The organism is Streptomyces sp. NPDC050161, from assembly GCF_044460025.1.
Lineage (GTDB): Bacteria > Actinomycetota > Actinomycetes > Streptomycetales > Streptomycetaceae > Streptomyces.
Genome location: NZ_JBITJM010000020.1, coordinates 72,886 through 95,334 on the forward strand (window position 1 = coordinate 72,886; position 22,449 = coordinate 95,334).

Annotated in this window: 12 protein-coding genes and 3 pseudogenes; 4 read left to right on the top strand and 11 right to left on the bottom strand. The window is 69.0% G+C overall.

All coding sequences use genetic code 11. The annotated features are described in order from the left end of the window. Nucleotides 1-107: 107 nt before the first annotated feature. Together ACIBK8_RS27690 and ACIBK8_RS27695 are read left to right on the top strand one after the other, a co-directional pair. Nucleotides 108-5,444: an NACHT domain-containing protein gene (locus ACIBK8_RS27690; RefSeq protein WP_399044578.1), complete on the top strand. Its 5,337-nt coding sequence runs from the start codon at nucleotides 108-110 to the stop codon at nucleotides 5,442-5,444. Between the two features lie 44 nt (nucleotides 5,445-5,488). Next, nucleotides 5,489-5,788 (top strand): annotated as a pseudogene (locus ACIBK8_RS27695) (transposase); the annotation flags it as partial. Nucleotides 5,789-5,963: 175 nt separating this feature from the next. Here ACIBK8_RS27695 and ACIBK8_RS27700 read toward each other — a convergent pair. The 3 genes and pseudogenes from ACIBK8_RS27700 to ACIBK8_RS27710 all read right to left on the bottom strand — a co-directional run. Next, nucleotides 5,964-7,790 carry a DUF262 domain-containing protein gene (locus ACIBK8_RS27700; RefSeq protein WP_399044579.1) on the bottom strand — a complete coding sequence of 609 codons (1,827 nt, stop codon included), beginning with the start codon at nucleotides 7,788-7,790 and terminating at the stop codon, nucleotides 5,964-5,966. Nucleotides 7,791-7,945: 155 nt separating this feature from the next. After that, nucleotides 7,946-8,095 (bottom strand): annotated as a pseudogene (locus tag ACIBK8_RS27705) (IS5/IS1182 family transposase); the annotation flags it as partial. Between the two features lie 53 nt (nucleotides 8,096-8,148). Then, nucleotides 8,149-10,065 (bottom strand): annotated as a pseudogene (locus ACIBK8_RS27710) (PHP domain-containing protein); the annotation flags it as partial. Between the two features lie 336 nt (nucleotides 10,066-10,401). On the opposite strand from ACIBK8_RS27710, the gene ACIBK8_RS27715 reads away from it, so the two are divergent. Then, nucleotides 10,402-11,493, top strand: a complete 1,092-nt coding sequence (locus ACIBK8_RS27715; protein ID WP_399044580.1) for a DUF3533 domain-containing protein — start codon at nucleotides 10,402-10,404, stop codon at nucleotides 11,491-11,493. A gap of 319 nt (nucleotides 11,494-11,812) precedes the next feature. Continuing rightward, nucleotides 11,813-12,265 (top strand): subtilase-type protease inhibitor, encoded by a 453-nt coding sequence (locus tag ACIBK8_RS27720; RefSeq protein ID WP_399044581.1) that lies wholly within the window; start codon nucleotides 11,813-11,815, stop codon nucleotides 12,263-12,265. 153 nt (nucleotides 12,266-12,418) lie between these two features. Here the strand turns inward: ACIBK8_RS27720 and ACIBK8_RS27725 are convergent, their stop codons facing one another. The 8 genes from ACIBK8_RS27725 to ACIBK8_RS27760 all read right to left on the bottom strand — a co-directional run bounded on the left by ACIBK8_RS27725 (nucleotide 12,419) and on the right by ACIBK8_RS27760 (nucleotide 22,445). Further along, complete coding sequence (locus ACIBK8_RS27725) at nucleotides 12,419-13,486, bottom strand: S1 family peptidase (RefSeq protein WP_399044631.1); 1,068 nt, start codon at nucleotides 13,484-13,486, stop codon at nucleotides 12,419-12,421. Nucleotides 13,487-13,857: 371 nt separating this feature from the next. Then, nucleotides 13,858-16,215 (bottom strand): tetratricopeptide repeat protein, encoded by a 2,358-nt coding sequence (locus ACIBK8_RS27730; RefSeq protein ID WP_399044582.1) that lies wholly within the window; start codon nucleotides 16,213-16,215, stop codon nucleotides 13,858-13,860. Continuing rightward, nucleotides 16,212-16,622: a hypothetical protein gene (locus tag ACIBK8_RS27735; protein WP_399044583.1), complete on the bottom strand. Its 411-nt coding sequence runs from the start codon at nucleotides 16,620-16,622 to the stop codon at nucleotides 16,212-16,214. The genes ACIBK8_RS27730 and ACIBK8_RS27735 overlap by 4 nt, the downstream gene beginning before the upstream one ends. 136 nt (nucleotides 16,623-16,758) lie before the next feature. Then, nucleotides 16,759-17,829, bottom strand: coding sequence for a slipin family protein (locus tag ACIBK8_RS27740; RefSeq protein ID WP_399044584.1), 1,071 nt, complete (start codon nucleotides 17,827-17,829; stop codon nucleotides 16,759-16,761). A 207-nt stretch (nucleotides 17,830-18,036) separates the two neighbouring features. After that, nucleotides 18,037-18,942: a S1 family peptidase gene (locus tag ACIBK8_RS27745; protein ID WP_399044585.1), complete on the bottom strand. Its 906-nt coding sequence runs from the start codon at nucleotides 18,940-18,942 to the stop codon at nucleotides 18,037-18,039. A gap of 292 nt (nucleotides 18,943-19,234) precedes the next feature. Then, on the bottom strand, nucleotides 19,235-20,020 hold the full coding sequence (locus ACIBK8_RS27750; RefSeq protein ID WP_399044586.1) for a DUF1684 domain-containing protein: 786 nt from the start codon (nucleotides 20,018-20,020) through the stop codon (nucleotides 19,235-19,237). Beyond that, nucleotides 20,017-21,399 carry an NtaA/DmoA family FMN-dependent monooxygenase gene (locus tag ACIBK8_RS27755; protein WP_399044587.1) on the bottom strand — a complete coding sequence of 461 codons (1,383 nt, stop codon included), beginning with the start codon at nucleotides 21,397-21,399 and terminating at the stop codon, nucleotides 20,017-20,019. Before ACIBK8_RS27755 ends, ACIBK8_RS27750 begins: the two co-directional genes overlap by 4 nt. Next, nucleotides 21,399-22,445 (bottom strand): LLM class flavin-dependent oxidoreductase, encoded by a 1,047-nt coding sequence (locus tag ACIBK8_RS27760; RefSeq protein WP_399044588.1) that lies wholly within the window; start codon nucleotides 22,443-22,445, stop codon nucleotides 21,399-21,401. The genes ACIBK8_RS27755 and ACIBK8_RS27760 overlap by 1 nt, the downstream gene beginning before the upstream one ends. Nucleotides 22,446-22,449: the final 4 nt, after the last annotated feature.

Here is a 22,449-nt window from a genome sequence, read left to right on the forward strand (position 1 = left end):
AACCGCGACGAAGGCACCCGAGGGGGCGATTGCGGCTGGACCAAGAACGGATATAGGACACTGGTCATCGTCTGGCAGCCGCAGCCGAGGCGGGAGGCAGCGAAGTAATGGCGATGATGGCATTCATGGACGGGGCGGGTGGGCGAGACCGCACCGAAGCGCTTCTGTGGTCTGCCCCCACAGGTGCGGTGCCGGCACCGCCGATCGACACCAGGGCGCAGGTGCTGCCCATCGGCGAACTGGAATGGCCCGACGCTGAGCGCTTGTTCCTCAGGCTGCTGCACGCCGTCCGGCCGGTCCAGTACGCCAAGCTCTTCGGTGTGCCAGGCCAAGCCCAAGGCGGGATCGACGCCTACGCGCGACTTCCGCTCGATCTGACGCACGGCGAATCCGGCGGCCGGGACTACATCACCTTGCAATCTCGGCGGATCAAAGCGCTAACCGCGGCAAAGATCAAGAAGGCCGTCGACGACCTACTGAAGGGCGAGTGGGCCGCCAAAACGACAGCGTTCCACTTCGCCACCTCGTTCGATTTGCAGAACGCCAAGCTGGACGCTGCGGTCCGCCAGCAGACCGAACGGCTGGCCAAACTCAAGATCACCTTCGTTCCGTGGGGTGTGCAGGAGGTCTCCCACCTGCTGAAAGATCACCCCCGCATCATCGATGACTTCTTCGGCCGACCGTGGGTTGAGCGCTTTTGCGGCCCGGACGCAGCCCAGACCATTGCGAACAACCTGCCCCACCAGGACAGTAGAGAACTACGCGCAGAGCTGCGCGATCTCTACCACGCCGTCTTCTCCGCCCAAGGCGGATTCCACCCAGTCGAGAACGCAGAACCCGACGGCGCCTTCGTCATCCTGAACGTCGACCCCAACCGCCAACCGGCCGACGTCATCGGCACCGAGCAACCCGAGCCGACCGTTGAAGAACTTCGCCCTGCACAAGATTCGGGCGACGGTCACACCTACCTCGCCTCGCGGCTCGGCGCTCGCCGACAGTCATTCAGGTCCGCCCGCCAGCTGCTCAAGCGCAGAAGCCAAGCTGCGCCAGCCAGCGCTGGCACCATTGCCGCCGACGAGTGGCTAGCCAGCGGTAAATACCGGCTGCTCATCGGCCGTCCGGGAGCGGGAAAGTCCAGCCTCCTGCGGTTTATGGCAACGGACCTGCTCTCGTCCCAACCACAGTCGATCACGCTACAGCGGGAACACGCCACCGACCTGCCGATCTGGCTACCGTTCGGGTTCCTGTGCCGCCACCTCGAAGCGTCGACGGACAACTCGCTCGTCTCAGCCGCCGAAGCCTGGCTGAAGTCGCAGAGCGCCACCCATCTCTGTCCGCTGGTCCAGCGCGCACTGCGGGACGACCGCTTGCTGCTGCTCGTCGACGGCATCGACGAGTGGAGCGACGTCGGCGCAGCCGAACGCGCCCTCGGGACACTGGAGGCGTTCCTGGGTCGCACGAAGGCGTCAGCGATCCTCTCCACACGCCCCTACGCGGTCGACCGGCTCAACTGGAGGCGCCCGTGGGCGCAAGCCGAGATCACGCCGCTGACCAACCAACAGCGCCTGACGATCGCAGCCAGCGTCCTTCGACCAGTCACGAGGCCGGAAGCCTCATCGCCCTCCCCCTGGCACGTCGGCGTCGAACCGTTCCTCGATCAACTCGAGGCCAGCCCGGAACTCGCAGAGCTCTCCAGGTCCCCGCTCCTCCTGACGCTGTTGGCCACGACATGGCAAGGCGAGCCCCTGCCCCGTCAACGGTTCAAGATCTACGCTCGGCTCGTTGAGCTGCTCGTCGAAAAGCATCCCCAGATGCGGCAGCGCGCCTCACACGCGCGCGGAGCACTGCTGGCAGCTACGGAGGCGACTACCCTATTCGCCGCCGTGGCCTACCGCCTCCGCGTCAAAGACCCCGCCGGTACCGTCACCAAACCGGAGATGCGAACGCTCATCGTGGAGTCGATGACCGATAACGAAGTCCTCGGCTATCAGCAAGGCGACGCCCGCAAAATCGCCGATGCAGTCCTCGCCATGGCAGAAGACGAGTTCGGACTGATCGTGTCGCACGGCGCCGGGTCCTTCGGCTTCCTGCATCGCGTGGTGCTCGACCACCTCGCCGGCCAGTATCTCGCCACGCTGCCCGCCGAAGCACAGATCGCGGCCATGCAGCGGTTCGTGCACGATCCGGCCTGGCGCGATGTGCTGCTGGCATTGCTGACCGCGCAGGTCAGCTCGCACGCAACCGAGCCGCTGCTTACCGCGGCCCTCCACACGGGCGGCCACCAATGGGCAGACATTGACGGATACGAGCTGCTCGCCGAGGCGCTTGCCTCCGGTGTCAAGCTCAGCCCAAAATCACAGACTCGCTACATCAATCGGCTCGTCGAACGAGTGGAGACCCATCCGTCGCTGCGCCATCGGGCGAACCTCATCGTCGCGCTCACCGGCGCACTCGCGAGCCACGCCACGCGCACGCATCTGCTGCCGGTCATGAAACGGTGGCTCACAGCACCGCGTCCCGATCCTTCGCCGACCATGTGGGCGCTGCGTGATCTTGACATCGCCAAAGACGTCGCGGCGGAGTACCTGCTCTGGGGCATGCGGCACCCAGAAGACAAAGTGAAGGTCAACGCAGCGCTGGCCATCGCGCACCGGTTCGGTGGCCAGTCGCATCTGCTGGGCCAACTAGTGGCGCTCACCCAGACGGGGCCGTCCTCAGCGACCCAGGCCGCTGCCATCCTCGCCCTCGGCGACGGCTGGGCTGACACACCCGAAACCACACGGTTGGTCGACTGGGCACGACGTCAGCCGTCCGGCTCACTCCGGCTGGTTGGCCTGCATCTAGTGCAGCGCGGCAGTGCATCAGGTGATGCCGCACTGTACCGGCCGGAGGAACGTGCCTGGCTGCTGTCCTTGCTTCGCCGCGAGGACCACTTCTCCGGGCCATGGCCCGCAGCGGACCTTGTCAACATCGCCGCCACCGGGGATACGCAGGTAGCCGAGTTCGCGTTGGAGACCTTGACGACAAACGGACGCAACGGCGGCGACCGTGGTCTTGCGTGGACCCTGGCCTGCAACGTCTTCGCCGACGACAACCGCTTCAAAGAATGGACGGCCGCAGAGCTCGCAGATCCGAAGGGACGCGGCCTGATCTTGTACAACGTCGGCATGATTCCCCAGCAATGGCGCGATGATCCGGAATTCGGCCAGGCTCTCCACCCCTACCTAGACGCCGAACTGCGGGGGGTGATGCCGTACCTCGTAGCGGGTCTCGCCGCTGCGCTGCCGCCTGCCGACGCCCGAACGGTGCTGTTGCGCGGTCTGGGTGCCTCCCGGCCATACGCCGCGGCCCGCACGCTAGTCGAGCGGTACGCAGACGACGAGCAGGTCCGGACTGTCCTTGCCGACCGGCTTCATGGCGACTCCGCCCATGCTGCGCCGATGGCCGGCGTAGCCATCGACGTGCTCGGTCCACAGGAGGGCTTCGCAGTTCTGGTGACCCTGCTGCGCCAGCCCGACGTACATGGACGGACCGAGGAGCGCGTTGTCGTTGCCCAGGCCATAGCAGAGGCTTGGAAACGGTTCGAGAACTCCGTCCGGGAACCAAACGGGGAGGCCGAAGCCGCGCGGGAGGTGCTTGCCAGCTACGACCCCACCGAATTGGCTGCCCTGTGCACGTCGGTGGACCCCCACCATTTGATGTGGCACGTTCCCGCGGTCATCAACGCCTGGCCTGGGCAGCCAGTCGTCCAAGAGTTCGCCGAAAAACTCATCCACGACCCAAGACCGATCACGTCAGGAATTCCGGACACCATTCCGGCCGCTATCATCAGGGCGTACTGCGGCAGGACCGATGGCCATTCCCAGCGCATCCTCAACAAAACCCTCAATTTGCTCAAGCACATCGAACCAGAGCTGCGCGAAGTCCTGGCATTCGAACTCGCACGCAGCTCTCTCACTGCGGCCGACCTCATCGACCTTACGGCGGAATGGAAGAACGACCCGGACACCGAGATCCGCCGCACCGCCTTCCTCGGGCTCATCCAAGCGATCCTGCGCCACCAGCAGGCCTACAGTGACCCGGCGGACTCCGACACGCTTACGCCCGAGATGGAAGGGCTACGGAGTGAAATCAAGGACGAACTGTGCGCCTACGGCCCTGAACTCGAAGAACGCCGACAACTGGCCTGGATCGGCATGCTCATGCTCGGCGACCTCACACTGATCGACGGTATCGAGGAAACCATCGGCCACTCAGGTGCGCCCGGTGTCAAACTCGATGTCCTCTACGACGGTGATGTGGATCAGATCCTTGTTGACCTCGTCGCCGAGAACTGGGACCGGTTGTGTGCACACTTCGGCGACGAAATCTTCGAGCGGCTGACCGGGAAGTCCGACAGCCAACGTCGAACGGTCAGCGACCAGCGGCGCCATGTCATGTCAGCGCTCGCAACAGTCGCCTCACGACACCCCGCCATCGCCGAGATGCTTCGCCACGAGGCCGATCGTGATGCCACGCTCCGCCAGGATCGCGGTTTCCTCTTGTGGGCCAAAGAGGAAAATAGAGGTGATGATGGAGTTCTTCGTGCATTCGTGGCAAAACTCGACCAAACGGCGCACCATCGGCAGGATCATATCCTCGAATCGATCCTGGACCGAGAAAGCTGGAATGTGCCCGACGAGGTGTTCAAGGCAATCCTCACCGAGGACGCCATCGACACCCGAGGAGGCCTTATTGATGTGAACGAGAAGCTAGCCGCCTACGCACAACTTTTTCCAGCGGACAGCTTGTCCAACGCCACCCTCCGAGACCTCGAAGAGTGGTTCGAAAGTGACCCCGCAACCCGCGGCTACCGCGACTGGGGCGGCATTTTGGCCGTTGCGTTCGGTGCAGCCGAACCGCAAGATCTGCCAGCCCTTGCTACCCGCGCTCACACCCGATTCCGCACGGGCATCTCGGACCTGCATCTGCCCATGTTCACCAAGCCGCTGATCCGGCGGCTCCGCGTGGACAGGGACGCTATCGAGGCGTTCCAGGGCGCCCTAAGTGATCCCATGGGCATTCGGGAGGGCAGTCCTATCCTGGCCGCCTCCTGGGATCCGATTGCCGACGCCTGCCAGGAAGTACAACCGTTGCAACGCATTTACCTCTTCGCCGTGGCACTGCGCCAAGCCGGTGCCCTGCCTCAGGCCCACGCGGCAGCGGCAACACACGTGCTTCAATCCGCATCACCGGACACAGTCGTACACAACCCCTTCACCAACCACGAGGGTCCACTCTCCCTCGCCGTACTCGACCTCGCCGCGCACTGGCACCGCGATCGGCCCCCAATGCCGGCCTCGGGGAACAGAGCGGTAGGGGGCGGATCAGCAGGCCGGACGCGGCAACTGCATCGGCCGCATCGCCAGCGTCCTTATCTTCCTCGAGTACCGCCACGGCCTTGAAGCGGGCCCGGACGCGCCGACATCAAGATCGCTCCACCCCGGAAGCCGCGGATCGGATCCTGGACCATCTTGCAGCGCTGCTAGCGATCTCACTGGCCCGCCGTAAGCGCGAGGACACTGCCTACATCGTCGACGGCGCCCTAGTCCCCACCCACCGCAGCATCGCCGCCTCCAGCAAGAATTACCGGTACTCGACGAACCAGGTGGTCATTGACGCCAACAGCTACCTGGTCGTGGCAGTCGGCGATCCTCTGCCCGGTAGCCGCAACGACTGCCGGGTCTTCACCGAGTCGGGTATCGGCATCGCCTGCCGAGGCGTTCCGGTGATCGCCGACGGCGGGTACCCAAGGCACCGGCCTGCTCCGCCGCCACCTTCCGCCCGCGCCGGCCCTCATTTTAGACGTTGGCGGCGGTCCCGGCACCCAAGCCCCACTGGCTCGCCGCCCGACGGATACATCGTGCACGTTGTGGACCCCGTACCCAAGCGCGTCAGCGCAGACCGACGCGCGGGTCGGCGACTCACCGGGGGGCGGTAAACCGCTGGAACACGCGGAAGTAGTCGTTTTGCTCCACGACTAGGGTTTCGGACCCGGATCGCTCAAGGAGGGTGTTTTCGAAAAAGTAGGGTTGGGTGCCCGATGACACGTGCAGAAGTGCAACCATGCGGCCTCGGTAGTTGACCAGCTTGGATTCTGCAGTCACCCTTCCTGCGAGATCAGGATCGAGACCGCTGCTCTTGAGGAGCTGACACAACCACATCCAGTAGTCGTTAAGGGACTTAGATACAAGCGGAGCCTCCCTCTCGATGCCGACTACGTGAAACCCTCGAAATCTCTCGGAGTGAACGGAGTCAAGTTCCTTGACCCTTTCCGCGTGTTGCTCGTTGTCTGCGATCCCGACCGCTATGTATCCGGTCACTCTGGGGCCAGTATTGGCGATCGCCGTGATAGTGCGACAGATTTTGATGAAAGCCTCCTCGTCGAAATGACGCGAGGTGTCCAGCCTGAGGAAGCCCTGCTTGCAGTCGAACGACTGCTGTTCGACAATCGCGTTTCCCATCAGCCTTTCAAGCTGACTAGCCCACCCATATCTGCCGAGGTTCTGTGCGGCCTCTTCCCTCATTTCGAACGCGTTGCGGAGTATTCCCTTTATCGCGTCGACTGTTCGCCTCTTCGGAGCCTGTTGCCAGTCGTCGTCATGCGTTGGAAGAGCTGTTGCTGTCATAAGCGATCCGATTCCGCTCAAATGCCCCCAAGCGGTGCGCGGGGACTTGAGGCGCATCTTTTCCTTGTAGGTGAGCTCGTAGATCGCCAGGAAGGTGGCGTGGAAACATCTTCGCGAACCGGACCCGTTCGCGCATTTGACGAGGCTCGCGAAGGTGCTGGTGTCCTGCGCCAGTACAGACCGCACGATGTCGTACACGTGCATGAAGTGGTCCTCAACGGCCCGTGGATCGTATGCCTCGATGGCCGAGTTGATTTCTTTGTATGACGGTGTGGTGGGATGCTCTTGATCGATGCTGGTGTAGCCGTAGTACTGGTCCCGCATCCTGGTACTGGTTTCAGCCAGGGGATCCATCAAGAAGTCGGCGATAATGTCGAGGATGAGCTGTTCGTCGGCGGACTCGCGGACCTCTGTGGGTTGCAGCAAGTCTTCGCGAATCCAGAAGATATCGTCAACTTGGACGCCGTAGTCGAGACCGCGGTTCGTGATGCTCAGCTGGGGCATCACCCGAAAGGCGACAGCGTCCCCGGGGGAGATGTCACCCCTGATCCGCGAGGAAATGACACGGACGAGGTCAGCGAGCGGGGAGAGTGTCCCAGCTTGTCGAATATTCTGGCGTGAGAGTCGACGTCCGCCTGAGTTGATCCTTCGGAAGACCTCGGATACCGCTGCGACTTCTTTCGGGCGAAATACAGAAAGGGCAAGCGTGTAGTCAAGGAGCCCCATGCAAGCCTCTTCGGGCATGATTGGCTCGCGCTGCTGAATCTTTGAGGTTCGAGAGGCCACTGCGGCGGATGAACCAAGGGAGGCGAGATTGAAATAGGCCCCGTTGGTTGAGAATTCATTATCAATGAAAGAAAATATCGCGTTTAGTCGCTGCATCCCATCGATGAGTTCAAGTTCGATGGCCCCGTCCATCGACTCAGTCGACGCCATGAGGAACAAGGGAACCGGGAGATTCTCCAACAGCGAGTCAATCAAACGCTGTTTCTCCTCCACGTTCCACACCAACTTCCGCTGGTAGCGGCGGTTGACGCGAAGTCGGTCGGAGAGGTAGAGGTCATACAAGTGCTGGACGCTCGCACCCGAAACGGTGAGCTCTCCGGCCGATGGGGTCGTCATACCCTGACGGTACTGCAGCCTGCAGTAACCAAGTGGCCATTTTCCGCCCGCAGTTGAATCAGTGATATTCCTGCGCCCGAGCGCGCGGTTCGCCGCCATCGACGTTCATCGCACGCCCGGGCCTACGGACGTGGAGCGTGTTCGACGCGGCGATCGTCCTCAAGCGGTAATCGCCATGGCCGACCCCGTTGCACGTCGCCGCCACGACGTCGCACCAGCGCGATCAGCCGGTTGAACTGTGCCGTACTCAGCCCGGTGAACGGCTCGATCCACTTAGGGGCACCTGCTGACATCACCCCACCCATAACCGGTCAACGCCCCAGCCGCCTCTCCAGGGCAACACACTGAGACTTGACACAGAATCGATCTGGAAGCAGCCGAGCGTCTCGGTGGAGCGGATCAGGTCATAGGTGGCCGGGTCGCGCGGCGGCACCTGCGCCGGATCGTCCAGGTCGACGCGGCGGCCGGTGGCCCGCCCGATCTCGGCGACCGCGTGCGCCATCGCGGACTGCATGCGCACGCCCAGCACGTCGAGCTTGAGCAGCCCGAGGTCTTCCACGTCCTCCTTGTCGAACTGGGACATGGGGAACCCCTCGCCGCTGGTCGGTACGACGGGCGTACGGCTCAGCAGCGAGGCGTCCGAGAGCAGCACCCCGCACGGGTGCATGGCGATCCCGCGGGGCAGCGCGTCCAGGGACTCGACCAGCTGCCACAGCCGCTCGTCGGCGGCCTCCCGCACCCCGCGCAGCTCCGGCAGTTCGGCCAGCGCCGAGCGGGCGTCGCGGGCCCTGATGTGCGGGAACGCCTTGGCCAGCCGGTCCACCCGCGCCGGGTCCATGCCCAGGGCCGCGCCCACGTCGCGCACCGCGTGCCGGACCCGGTAGGTCTCGGGCATCGAGACCGTCGCGACCCGCTCGGCACCGAAGCGGTCGAAGATCGCGCGGTAGACCTCCAGTCTGCGGGCGGACTCGACGTCGATGTCGATGTCGGGCAGCGCCTTCCGCCGCTCGGACAGGAAGCGTTCCATCAGCAGCCCGTGCTCGACGGGGTCGGCGTGGGCGATGCCCAGGAGGTGGTTGACCAGCGACCCGGCGCCCGACCCGCGGGCCGCCACCCGGATGCCCCGCTCCCGCACGTCGTCCACGACCCGGGCGACCGTCAGGAAGTACGAGGGGTAGCCGAGCCGTTCGATGGTGCGCAGTTCGTCGTGCAGCCGCTCCCAGCGTGCCCGGTCGCGGTCGTAGCCGCGCCGCACCATCCCGGCGGCGCAGCGGGAGCGCAGCACCCGGGCGGCGGTGCGGTGTTCCGCGCCGACCAGCCGGGGTTCGGGGAAGTGGACGCGGCCGAGCCCGATGTCGCCTGCCGGGTCGACCCGGCAGGCGCCCGCGGTCTCCTCGGTCATGGCGAGCAGCCGGTGGGCGAGGCCGCGCCGGAAGCCGGCCGCGTCGGCGATCCGCTCGGCGGCGCGGTGCATCGCGGCGGTGTCCTTGAGCCAGCGTTCGCCGCTGTCCCAGGTGTCGGGGCGGTGCCGGTCGACCGGCACCAGGAGGCGGGCGGAGTCCAGGACGTCGGCGACCGGGCCCTGTCCGGGGTCGGCGTAGCGGACCGCGTTGGTCAGGACGGCGCGGATGCCCTGGTCGACGGCGAGGCCGAGGGTGCGGGCGGCCAGCCGGAGCGAGCCGGGGCCGCTGCCGGGGCGTCCGTGGTCGACGGCTTCCAGGCGCAGCGCGTCGCCGTACCGCTCGCGCCAGGGGGCGAGGAGCCGGACGGCGCGGTCCTGGCGGCCGGCGGCGAGCGCCCGCCCGACGTCGGATCCGGGGCCGAGCAGGACGGTGACCCCGTCCGTCGCCGTTTCCAGCGCGCGCCACGGCAGGACGGGCCGCTCGCCGCCGTCCGCGTGCGCGGCCGTGACCAGCCGGCACAGGGCGGCCCAGCCGGCCGCGCCGTCACGGGCCAGGAAGACCACGCGGGCGGCGGACTCGTCGACGAAGGCGCCGCCGCGCACCGGGGTGCGTCGGCGGTCCGTGCCCGCGTGGCCGTCCGGGGGCCGCACCACGCGCTCCCCGACGGCGAGTTCGGTGCCGAACAGCGGGCGGACGCCGGCCCCGGCCGCGGCCTTGGCGAAGCGGACGGCGCCGGAGAGCCCGTCCCGGTCGGTCAGCGCGAGGGTGTCCATGCCGCGTTCGGCGGCGCGCTCGGCGAGCCGTTCCGGGTGGGATGCGCCGTAGCGCAGGGAGAACCCCGAAGCGGTGTGCAGATGCGTGAACCCCGGCATCCGCACCTCCTGTACCTCATCCGCCCCCCGGCTGGTCCCGTGTCCCTGCTTCCCTCCCCACCATAACCCTTCGCTCGAACATTCGTACGAACACGCGGAGCGGGCCCGCAACCGGCCCCCTTCCGTCGATCGGCCGCGCCCGATCTGCGCACACCCGCGGCCGACCGGAGGATGTGGGTGCGCAGGACCCACCACGGCGCGCCATCGGCACGACACGGAAGCGGAAGCGGAAGCGGAAGCCGCACGGATACGGAAGCCGTACGGAAGCGGAAGCGGCACGGAAGCGACACGGCAGGGCAGAGCACGACACGGCTCGACGGGGCGAGGAGCGGCGCAATGGCCACGACGGACGAGGGCACCCCCACCACCTTCATCAAGGAGGTGTGGGACGCGGTGACACCCCGGGCCACCCTGCTGGTGGTCGGCGTACTGGGCCTGATGATCGCGTTCATCACCTCGTACGCCGGGGCCTTCCACGCCCCCAAGCCGACCGACATCGCCCTCGGCGTGGTCGCCCCGGCGCAGACCCGGGGGCAGCTGGTGACCAAGCTGGACCGGCTGGACGGCTCGCCGCTCGACCCGCGCCCCGTGGCGTCGGAGGCCGCCGCGCGGCGCCAGTTGGCGGACCGGAAGATCGACGCCGCGCTGCTCGTCGACCCGCGCGGCAGCACCGACCGGCTGCTGGTCGCCAGCGGCGGCGGCGCCTCGCTGTCGCAGGCGGCCGAGGCGGTCGTCGGCGCCGCGGAGAAGGCCCAGCGGCGCAGTGTGCGCACCGAGGACGTGGCGCCCGCCGACCGGGGCGACGCCCGCAGCCTGTCGTCGTTCTACCTCGTGGTGGGCTGGTGCGTCGGCGGCTATCTCTGCGCCGCGATCCTGGCGATCAGCGCCGGCGCCCGCCCCGCGAACGGCACCCGGGCGGTGATCCGGCTGGGCGCGCTCGCGCTCTACTCGATCGCGGCGGGGCTGGCCGGCGCGGTGGTGATCGGACCGGTGCTCGGCGCGCTCCCCGGCAGCCTGTTCGCGCTGTGGGGACTGGGCGCGCTGACGGTCTTCGCCGTGGGGGCCACGACCCTGGCGTTCCAGGGGCTGCTCGGCATCATCGGCATCGGCCTGGCGATCCTGGTGATCGTGGTGCTGGGCAACCCGAGCGCGGGCGGCGCCTACCCCTACCCGCTGCTGCCGCCGTTCTGGCGGGCGATCGGACCTGCGCTGCCGCCGGGCGCCGGCACCTGGGCGGCACGGTCCATCGGCTACTTCCGGGGCAACGGGCTGACCGGCTCACTCCTGGTGCTCTCCGCCTGGGCGGTGGGCGGCGCGGTGCTCACCACCGTCCTGGCCGCACTGCACGGAAAGAACGCCAGGAGCGGGAAAAACAGGAAGGACGGGAACGGGGAGCGGGCCGGGGAACCGGAGCCGCGGCCCGCCTGAACCCGGCCGCGCGGCCCGCCACGCACCCCCTTCGGGCCAATACCCGGGCGCCGTACCGGCATCTGGACACCCGTACGGCGGCCGGATCCGCTCCGTGGCACCGCCCCCGGCAGGAGGGGCGACGGCTGCCGGGCGGCGGCATACCCGCTGGCCGCACACGTCACAGGCGCCGGATCTCCACAGCATCACCACATCCGTTCACGCCATTACCCACCGCTTTCATCTATCGCCTGAAAGTCACCGACCGGTGTGCGATCACTGTGCCGTTGGGCCAGACTCCCGTCCGTTATCTGGAACTTCGAGCAAGGGAGTGTTCGGCATGCGGTACATCACTGGGGGGATCGCGCTCGGCGCGGCACTGGTTCTCGGCGCACTGGCCACCACCGCGCAGGCGGCCACCACGCCGGCCGCCGCCGCGGCGCAGTCCGCCCGGAGCGGTGGGCTGTACGCCCCGTCGGCGCTGGTCCTGACCGTCGGCGAAGGCGAGAGCCGCGCGAGCTCCACCGTGGCGCGCGCGGTGACCCTGACCTGCGCCCCGGTGGCCGGCGGCAGCCACCCCGTCGCCCGCGCGGCCTGCGGTCAACTGCACGCTGTGAAGGGCGACTTGGACCAGGTGACCGGCGCCAGGAGCACGCGGGTGTGTACCAAGGAGTGGGCCCCGGTCGTGGTGACGGCTGACGGCGTCTGGCAGGGCCGCCGGGTCGCGTACGCGCACACCTTCGCCAACTCCTGCGCGATGCAGGACGGCGCGGGCGCGGTCTTCGAGTTCTGAGCACTCCCCGCCACCGGGCCGCGCACGCAGCACGGCACCGGCCCCCGGACGTCGAAGAAGTCCGGGGGCCGGTGCCGGTGCCGTGCCCTGCGGCGCGTCGCGGACCCGCGAAGTGCGGTGCCGCGACGGGCCGTTCGGGCACGGCGTGGTGCGTCAGCCGATCTGGGCGCCCTCGGCCTCCAGGGCCTCGGGAACCGGCTGGAAGTAGGTCTCGCCACCCGACGAGCAGTCGCCGCTGCCGCCGGAGGTGAGGCCGAGCGCGGACTCGCCGTCGAAGAGCGCACCGCCGCTGTCGCCGGGCTCGGCGCAGACGTCGGTCTGGATCAGACCCTCGACCGAGCCCTCCTGGTAGTTGACGGTCGCGTTGAGCGCCTTGACGGTGCCGTCGTGCACCTGGGTGGTGCTGCCGCTGCGCTGCACCTTCTCACCGACCGTGGCATCGGCGGCCTTGGTGATCTTCTGGGGGCTGCCGCTGTAGAGGTTCACCTCGCTGGGGTGCTCGGTGTCACCGGTGTACTTGGCGATGGAGTAGTCGTCACCCGGGAACTTGGAGTCCTCGGTGGTGGCGACCTCCTGGCCGCCCTGCTGGTCGGACCAGCTCTGCACGGCGTTGCCGCAGTGACCGGCGGTCAGGAAGTACGGCTGACCGTCCTTGACGACGTTGAAGCCGAGCGAGCAGCGGGCGCTGCTCCCCCAGATCGCGTCGCCACCGGCGATCAGGGGCTTGATCTCCCCCTTCGTGCGGCGGAGTTCGGCCCGGTCACCGAGACCTTCGGTGACCTTGGTGAGCTTGGCGAGCGCGGCGCCCTTGACCGTGCGGTCCGCGGTCACCACGACCTTGTTGCTCCGGGGGTCGACACCCCAGGAGGTGCCCGGGATGGTCGCCTTGGACTTCAGCGTCTGACGCGCCGAGTCGAGCTGGGCCATCGAGTGCTTGACGAGTCTGGCCTCGGCACCCTTGGCCTGGACGGCCTGGGCTGCCGACTCGTCCACGACGTTGACCACGAGCTTCTTGGCCTGTGCGTCGTAGTACGAGCCCGCGGTGCCGGTCTTGAACTGCGAGGCGAGCGTGGTCGCCGCGGCCGGGCTCAGCTTGGCGGCCTGGGGCGTGGTGGCTGCGTTGGCGGTGAGGGTGAGTGTGGCGGTGGCGGCGAGAGCCAGTGCTCCCGCTCCGGCCAGAACCGCACGGCGCTGGGGTATGCGACGGTGCTTCAACTCAATGCCTCCCGTGGGGGGAAGGACCCGCCGTGTGGGGACTGCACGGGCCCGGAGAGTGTGAGGAACAGGTCACAGACGTGCGCCCCTCGCTCGATCACCTCGGGGAGTCGCGTCCATGCCAACGTGCGTCGCCGAGTATTCCCACCCCGCTCACTCGCGCACAAGACCGAGTTCCGGTCTCGGGTACGGGAGTTCACCCTTTCAACACATCGCGTCCACACCGATATCCGCGCACGTCGCCCCCGACTCCGGACACCCCCGACCACACCGAGCAGCCGATGGCACGCACTTGGTAAGGACTAGACCTGTCCGGAAAGCGTTGGCCTGGAGGGCGGGGGTCCGGATAGCGGACGGGGCGGGCGCTGCGGCCGGGGCTAGTTGTCGTCCCCTGCTGTGGTTCCGCGATTGCGCAGCTGCGCCAAGGTGACTCGCTCGGCGGGCTTCAACGCATGCTTACAGAGTCCCGTGATGAAGTGGTCGGGGCCGATGATGCGGAGTGCGTCGGCATAGGCTTTTGCCGCGAGACTGGCAGCTTCCTCGGGGTCGCCGTTCAGTCCAATCATGCGAGCCAGTTCCGCGGTCGCCTCGATACTGAAGGGGTGCTCTTCTCCCAGTACCGCCCTACGCCAGTCGACTACCTTGCGGATCTCTACAACGGCTACTTCCCTGTCGCCATGCTCCCAGGACACCACCGCGAAGTTATGTCTCGCTGCTGCTGTGAGCGGATGGGAGGTACCGAAGTAAGCGATGTAGGCACGCAGGGCTTCCTGGGAAAGCTCCCAGACCTGGGTCCAGTTGAGCGCACTCGCTTCGTCATTCATAACGGCTTGCGAGCTTCGGGCCGCGATCAGTGCCTCCCGCATCGCCCCCGCGCTGGACAAGAGGGAACAGGTGCCAACCTCGTCGCTTCGTTCCCCGTGAAGGTGCGGTAGCAGATCCAGGAGTTGCCGAGCGAGCCGAACGGCTGCCCCAAAGCGCCCGAGGGAGAAAAGCATTTCCACCTGCAGGTGAATCGTCTCAGCGGTATCAGCGTGGGCTGGCCCCAGGATGCGCCGCCTGACTTCCTGAACCTGACGGGCGAACCTGAGAGAATCTGCGTACCGTCCACGTCGGCCATACAGCCTCGCGGCCTGGAAACGTGCCTGGGCCAGAAGCAGCGGCGACTCCTCCGCCCACGCTGTCGCAGTGTCCAATGCCTCTTCGACCACGGGCTCCGCCCTGGCAAAGTCCCCGGTCAAGAACGTAATCCGCCCCAGAGCGATGACGTCAGCGACCGCGTCGGCATTCCCGGCGTTCCCCTCTCGTGAGGGGGCTTTCGCCACCCCCGCCGCGAATGGCAGAGCGTCCGTCCACCGCCCCGCATCATCGTGGACATCTCGCACGCGACGTGCCGCATCCAGCACTGCTCCGGCAGTGACACTGCTCCTCAACAACACCAGCAGATGCGGTTCCACCAACCGCACATCGCCCGCGCCCTCTCCCCCGGGCACAGCCTGGCTAACCAGCTTGGCGACGGCCATGTGCAACTCCACGCGCTGCTCCGGCGGAACCCCCGCCGCAACCGTTTCCAGCAACAGTCCATGCGCAGTCACACACCGTACGGGCCTGCCGCCCGCGTAGCCCGGTACCTCGATGAGGTCCACCAAGGATGCCGACAGCAGGCCGCGCAGGCCCGCCTCGATCCGTTCCGGGGCGATTCCGGGGACGCCGACCGCCAGCACCGCCGACGGGGCCAGGAGACCCACGGGGACGGGGGCGTGTCCCAGGCAGGCCAACAGGCGTAACACGCCCAGTGATTCGGGCAGGCCGCGCTGGGCCAGGGCGTCGAGGGAGAGTTGCCAGGTGCGGCTCAGGCGTTCCCTGGCCCCGCTCTCCAGTCCTGCGCCGCGGTCCAGCAGTGCGGCGGGGTCTTCGCCGAGCCGTTCCAGGTACTCCTCAACCGTCCAGCTTTCGAGGAGCTGTTGGGAGAGGAAGCCTCCGGCGAGGGTGAGTGCCAGCGGGTGGCATCCCAGCCGTTCGGCCAGCCGGAGTGTCGCTTCGGGCTGGTGGTCTCCGGGGGCCAGGTCATGGAGCAGTTCCGCCGCTTCCGCCACCGGCAGTACGTCCACCCGGTGCATCCGGGCGTGTACGCCGGTCCAGGCGGCGTCGGTGGCCTGCCTGGAGGTCACCAGCACCGTCCCCCGGGCCGAGCCGCGCAGCCAGCCGTCCCGCAGGAATCGCGGATCGTCCGCGTTGTCCAGTACCAGCAGCCACGGCTCCGGGGAGTCGTCGAGCCGCTGCCACACCAGGTCTGCTGCGGCCCGCCGTCCCTCCTGAGCGGCCCGTACCTCCTCCGGTGACGCGCCTCGGTCCGCGGCCACCGCCAGCATGCCGGCGCGGAGCTGGGATTCGCTCGACGCGTCCACCCACAGCGCCACCTGTGACGGGGCCGCTTCATCGAACAGCCACCGTGCCACCGCCGTCTTCCCGCACCCCCCGAACCCGTGCAGTACGTGCACCCCGCCGCCGGTGCCCACCGCGGCCAGGAGTTCCTCGCGCAGTTCCTCCCTGTCGCGCAGCGCCGCCCGCAGCGGTGCGGACAGCGCTACCCGCACCGAGGCGGGACCGGCGGCCGACGCCGGGTTCCCCGCTGCGCCGTGGTGGTGGTGTTCGGTGATCTGGATGTCCCGCTCGGACTGGAAGATCCGTCCCTGCCCGTACGCCGCAGCCCCCCGCGAAGCCTCCTCGTTCACGGGCCCTCCGCTCCGCCGCCGATGCGCATGTCGCGGCCGGCTTGGTAGACCCGGGCGTTTCCGGAGGCGGTGGCGTGCTGGGTCACCGTGGGTGCCGCAGTGGTGGCGGGAGCCAGTTCGTCGAGCATCGACCGCAGTTCGTCGGCGAGTTCGGGGTGGGCCGTGAGCAGTCGCCTGATCCGGCCCTGCCACTCCGCCCCGAGTTCGGCTTCGGCTTCCCGGTCGCCGGTGGCCTGCGCGTTGAGCAACTCTTCGCGGGATGCGTCGAGTTCGTCGGCGATGGCGGGTGCCCGGTCGGGCCTGGCCCGCTGCCACAGCGAGACGAACCTTCCCCTGATGCCCTGCCAGGTCTCGGTCGTCAGCAGAGTGACGAGTGTTGTTCCTGCGGTGCCTGCCAACGCTGCCATGTCTGGATCCATGACCGCCCCCTCTTTCACGCATCGTGGATACAGCATCACCCTAGAGGAGTGCGTCCGAAGTCGTGCCTGCCTGTCGGGTCGGGCGGACCATGACGTGGGACAGCTCTGCCTTGTCGGGCAGTTCTCAAGGCGAGCCCGCCCCTCGCTCCCCCTCTTCCCGGCCGTCCGCCTCGCCGTCCTGCTCGTCCGGGGGCCGGCCCGGCTCCAGGTCCTCGTCGGCCGGTGGTTGGCCCGTCTCCAGGTAGTGGTCGGGGGCGAGTGCCGGGTCCGGGCCGAGGGACGTGGGGGATGTGGGGTCGGTGAGGGGGGTGGGGTCCTCCGTGACGAGGTCGGCTATGTAGGTGCCGTGCGGGTCGGGGGGTGGGGCGGCGGGTTCGTCCTGTTGCCGGGAGCGGGTCCGCTCGGCGTCGGCGCGGGCCGTCTCGGCCTCGGCGTGGAGGCCGGAGCGTTCCAGGAAGCGCAGCAGTTCCACGGGGAAGGGCAGCACCAGCGTGGAGTTCTTCTCGGCGGCGACCGCCACCACGGTCTGCAACAGGCGGAGTTGGAGCGCGGCCGGCTGCCCGGACATCGCCTGGGCCGCCTCGGCCAGCTTCTTCGACGCCTGGAGTTCGGCGTCGGCGTTGATGACCCGGGCCCGCCGGTCGCGGGTGGCCTCCGCCTGGCGCGCCATCGAGCGTTTCATCGTCTCCGGCAGCGAGACGTCCTTGATCTCCACCCGGTCGATCTGCACGCCCCAGCCGAGCGCCGGGCTGTCGATCATGACTTCGAGGCCCTGGTTGAGCTTCTCGCGGTTGGAGAGCAGTTCGTCCAGGTCGCTCTTGCCGATGATCGAACGCAGCGAGGTCTGCGCGACCTGGGAGACGGCGAAGCGGTAGTCCTCGACGGCGATCACCGCGTCGGCGGCGTCGACGACCTTGAAGTAGACCACCGCGTCGACCCGGACGGTGACGTTGTCCCGGGTGATGCCCTCCTGTGCGGGCACCGGCATCGTGACGATCTGCATGTTGACCTTGCGCATCCGGTCGACGATCGGAACGATCATGGTGAAGCCGGGTTCGCGGACCGATGAGGTCAGCCGGCCGAGCCGGAGCACCACGCCGCGTTCGTACTGCCTGACCACCCGCGCCGCCGCCAGCGCGTAGACGGCACCCACCGAGGCGAGCGCCACGCCGCTGGTCACCAGTTCTTCCAGCATCGGAGCCCCCTGACATCCACCATCCGTCCGGGTTGTTGCTCTTTACCATGGTATGCCCGGTGCGTGAGATGGCCGCTCGGCGTCGGCGGCTGTCGGTGCGGTCCCCTGTCCGCCGGCGGACAGGGGACCGCGCCATCCCGGGCACACGCCCGGTCGTGCGGGTATCTCAGCAGGTCAGGAGCGGTGCGTACGGGCCGCTCCGCGCCGTCAGTAGACGCTCACGCCGTAGGCGCTGAGCGCCTCGGTGACGGGCTGGAAGAAGGTCGTGCCGCCCGAGGTGCAGTCGCCGCTGCCGCCGGAGGTGAGGCCGAGTGCCTTGGTGCCGGAGTACAGCGGGCCGCCGCTGTCGCCGGGCTCGGCGCAGACGGTGGTCTGGATGAGTCCGGAGACGATGTCGCCGTTGCCGTAGTTGACGGTGGCGTTCAGGCCGGTGACCGTGCCGCTGTGGGTGCCGGTGGTGGAACCGCGGCGGGTGACGGTCTGGCCGACGCTCGGGGTGCCGGCGCTGGTGATGTCCTGGCCGCCGACCGTTCCCTCGTGACCGACCGACGAGGTGTACTTCACGATGCCGTAGTCGTTGCCGGGGAAGCTGGAGCCGGTGGTGGTGCCGATGCTCGTGGTGTTCGCGGAGTTGGTGTACCAGGGCGGGTTGCCGTCGGTGCAGTGGCCCGCCGTCAAGAAGTAATAGGTGCTGCCGCTGCGGACGTTGAAGCCGAGCGAGCAGCGCCAGCTGGGGGCGTAGATGGGGTCGCCGCCGGAGATGAGCTTGCGCAGGGTGCCGGAGGTGCGCTCGACGCGCAGGGCGCCGGCGTTGCCGCCCGCCGCCCGTTCGATCGAGGCCAGCTCGGCGCGGGAGACGGTCCGGTCGGCCGTGACGACCAGGGTGCCGGTCTGCGGGTCGACCCGCCACGCGGTGCCGGCGACGTCAGCGGAGCGGACCGCGGAACTCGCGGCGGAGAGCTGGGAGGCGCTGAACTTCTGTGCGGGCGCGGGGTCCTGGGCGTTGGCGGTCGGGATCGTGATGGCCCCCACGGCCACCAGTCCTGACGCAACGGCGAGCAGCCGGATGCGTCTCTGTACGCCGCTGCGGGGTCTGATACGCGCATTCCTCACGTGATTCCTCCGAGGGGATCGATGGGCCGCCGATGGTGGCCCGTGAGGCGCAGCCGAAGGGCACGCGGGAAGCCGCACGTTCCTTTTCCACGTGCCCCTGACAAGCGCTGATCGGGAGTGTCGGGCGCGGCGGCCCGCAGCGCAAGAGGGTTCAGAAAGGCGTGAGGCGGCAGGGACGGCAGGGGCCAAAGGGCAGAAAGAGCCGTCGGCGCCGGGGGTGTGTGCCGTCCCGGCGCCCGTTTCCGGGAGCGCCGGGACGGCGGGTGACCCCCTCGGTCGGGGGTGGGACGGATCAGCCCGCGCTGCGGTTCCGTTCACCGGCCCGCAGGGCGATGGGCAGGGTGTTGCCGGGCGGCGGGAAGGGGCAGATGAAGTGGTCGGCGAAGGCGCAGGGCGGCAGCAGGACGCGGTTGAGGTCGACGGTGACGCTGCCGTCGGGCGCGGGGGCCGGCGGGCGCAGGAAGCGGAAGCGGTAGCTGTCCGTGCCGCTGGTGGCGTCGGCGAGCACCGCCCACAGGGAGCCGTCGCCCTCGACCGCGACCTGGAGGGTGTGCTCGTCGCCGTCGAGGGTGAAGGTCAGCTCACCGGCGAGGCCGAGGCCGCGCCGTACCCCGTCGGCGTTGGGCACCTGGACGGTCCGGCCCTGCGGGTAGGGGCGGTAGCGGCCGGGGCGCACCCAGCGCTCGTCGTGGTCGAAGACGTCGATGCCGGTGAACGCGGTACGGGCCGCCGAGCCCGGGTCGAAGTCGCGCACCGCCCACAGCCCTTCGCGGTGCAGCACCAGGAAGTGGCGTGCGCCCCGGGTGACGCGGGTGGCCTCGGGTGCGGTGTCCGGGCCGAGCCTGACCTCGCCGTCGAGCGGGGTGCCGTCGACGGCGAGTCCTTCGGTGGCCGCGGCCCGCAGCAGCAGCGCGTCGCCGTCGTCGTACCAGCGTCCCGGCAGTCCTTGGATGTGCCCGTCGGGGTGGTCGGCGAGCCAGTGGATGCCGGTCAGGGCCAGCGGCCCGTACGGTCGGGCGACCTCGGCGGCGCGCTCCTCGCGCCACTTCCGCCACTCCTGGCGTGCTTGCGTGCTCATGCCCTGCCACCCTTTCCTGCCGGGCGTGCCGGATCCGGCAGCCCCAGGTGTGAGCGCAGGGTGGTGCCGGTGTATTCCGTGCGGAAGACGCCGCGCTCCTGGAGCAGCGGCACGACCCGGTCGACGAACGGGTCGAGGCCGCCGGGGGTCAGGTGCGGCACGAGGATGAATCCGTCGGACGCGTCGGTCTGCACGAAGGTGTCCATCTCTTCGGCGACGGCTTCCGGTGTGCCGATGAAGGACTGCCTGCCGGTGGTCTCGATGACGGTTTCCCGGATGGACAGGCCCTTGGCCTGCGACAGCGCGCGCCACTTGTCGGCCACCGCCTTCGGGTCGGCGATCTTGACGCGGCCCTGGGCGAGTTCGGAATCGGGGACGGGGTCGATGTCGGGGAGCGGCCCGTCGGGGTCGTAGGAGGAGAGGTCGACGCCCCAGATCTGCTCCAGTGCGAGCAGCGCGTTCTGCGGCGAGACCTGCTGCCTGCGGATCTCGGCGGCCTGCTGCTGTGCCTCGGCCGCGGTGTCGCCGAGCACGAAGGTGACACCGGGCATGATCTTGAGGTCGTCCGGCTGCCTGCCGTATGCCGCCAGCCGGCTCTTGACGTCGGCGTAGAAGGCCCGCCCGGCTTCGAGACCGCTGTGCCGGGTGAAGATCACGTCCGCGGCGGACGCGGCGAACTCGCGGCCCGCGGACGAGTCGCCCGCCTGGATGACGACGGGGTGGCCCTGCGGGCTGCGCGGGAGGGTGAACTCGCCGCGGATGTCGAAGTGGGTGCCGGTGTGGTCGAACGGCACGGGGTGTCCGTCGGCGGTGTGGGCGTCCCACAACTCCCGTGCGGTGGCGACGAATTCGGCGGCCCTGGTGTAGCGGTCGGCGCGGTCGAGGTAGCCGCCGCGGCGGAAGTTCTCGCCGGTGAAGGCATCCGACGAGGTGACGACGTTCCAGGCGGCCCGGCCTTCGCTGAGGTGGTCGAGCGAGGCCAGCCTGCGGGCCAGTTCGTAGGGCTCGTTGAAGGTCGCGTTGACGGTGGCGGCCAGGCCGAGCCGGTCGGTGACGGCGGCCAGCGCGTTCAGCACGGTGAGCGATTCGGGGCGGCCGACCACGTCGAGGTCGTGGATGCGGCCCTTGTGTTCGCGCAGCCGCAGCCCCTCGGCGAGGAAGAAGAAGTCGAACAGGCCGCGCTCCGCGGTGCGGGCGAGGTGGGTGAAGGACGAGAAGGCGATCTGGCTGCCGATCGAGGGGTGCCGCGCGGCGTCCTGACCGCTGCCCGCGGACGGGGCGTCGTCCCACACGGTGGTGTTGTTGACGCCGGGGAAGTGCGCCGCCAGGTGGATCTGCTTGCGGGCACCGGGCTGCGGTGCGGTACGGGACGTGGTCATCACGAAGCCTCTCGGGCGAGCGCGTAGCGGTTGGCGGGGCGGGGCAGGCCCAGGTGCGCGCGCAGCGTGGCACCCGGGTAGGAGCGGCGCAGCAGGCCGCGCTCCCGGAGGACGGGGACGGTGGTGTCGACCAGGAGGCCGAGGTCGCGCGCCGGGTCGGCGGGCCGCAGGTGGAAGCCGTCCGCCGCGCCGGCGGCGTGCCAGTCGCCGATCAGGTCGGCGAGCCCGGCGGCGTCGCCCGGCGCGTCCAGCTCGACGGGCAGCGAGGCGAGGACGACCAGCAGGTCAGGGTCGCGGCCGTGCGCGCGGGCGCGGGCGCGCAGCTCCTCGCGGGCGGCGCCGGCGGTCTGCGGGTCATCGGCCCTGACCAGCGCGACGTCCGCGTGGGCCGCGGCCACCTCCCGCAGGGCCTCGGCGCCGCCGTCGTCCGTACCGGTCGCGTCCACGACGGTGACCGGCCGGCCCTGGGGCGGGCGGGGGACGATGGACGGGCCGCGGACGGTGAAGGCGGTGCCGGTGAAGTCGACGTAGTGCAGCTTGTCGCGGTCGATGAAGCGGCCACTGGCCCGGTCGCGGATCTCGGCGTCGTCCTCCCAGCTGTCCCACAGCCGGGCGACGACGTCGGCGACCTCGCCCGCCTCGCGCCACGCCTCGGCGGGCGGGGCGGCGGGCCGCCGTCCGAAGAGCGCGGCATCGGCGTCGGTGGTGGACACGTCGGCCTGCCAGCCGGCCCGGCCGGTGCTGACCCAGTCCAGGGTGCTGACGGTGGTGGAGACGTGGAAGGGCTCGGTGTGGGTGGTGGTGATGGTGGGGACCAGGCCGATGCGGGTGGTCGCCGGTGCCACCCGGGCGAGCACGGCGGGCGCGTCGGGGCCGGGACGGCCGAAGCTGTCGCCGAGGGTGACGAAGTCGAGGGTGCCGCGCTCGGCGGTGCGGGCCAGCCGGACGTAGTGCTCCGCGTCGTAGCGGCGCGCGTCGTCGGGGCCGGCGGGCCGCGGGCCGTCCAGCGCGACGGCCAGGTGGAGCGGGTGTCGTGGTGCGGACATGGGT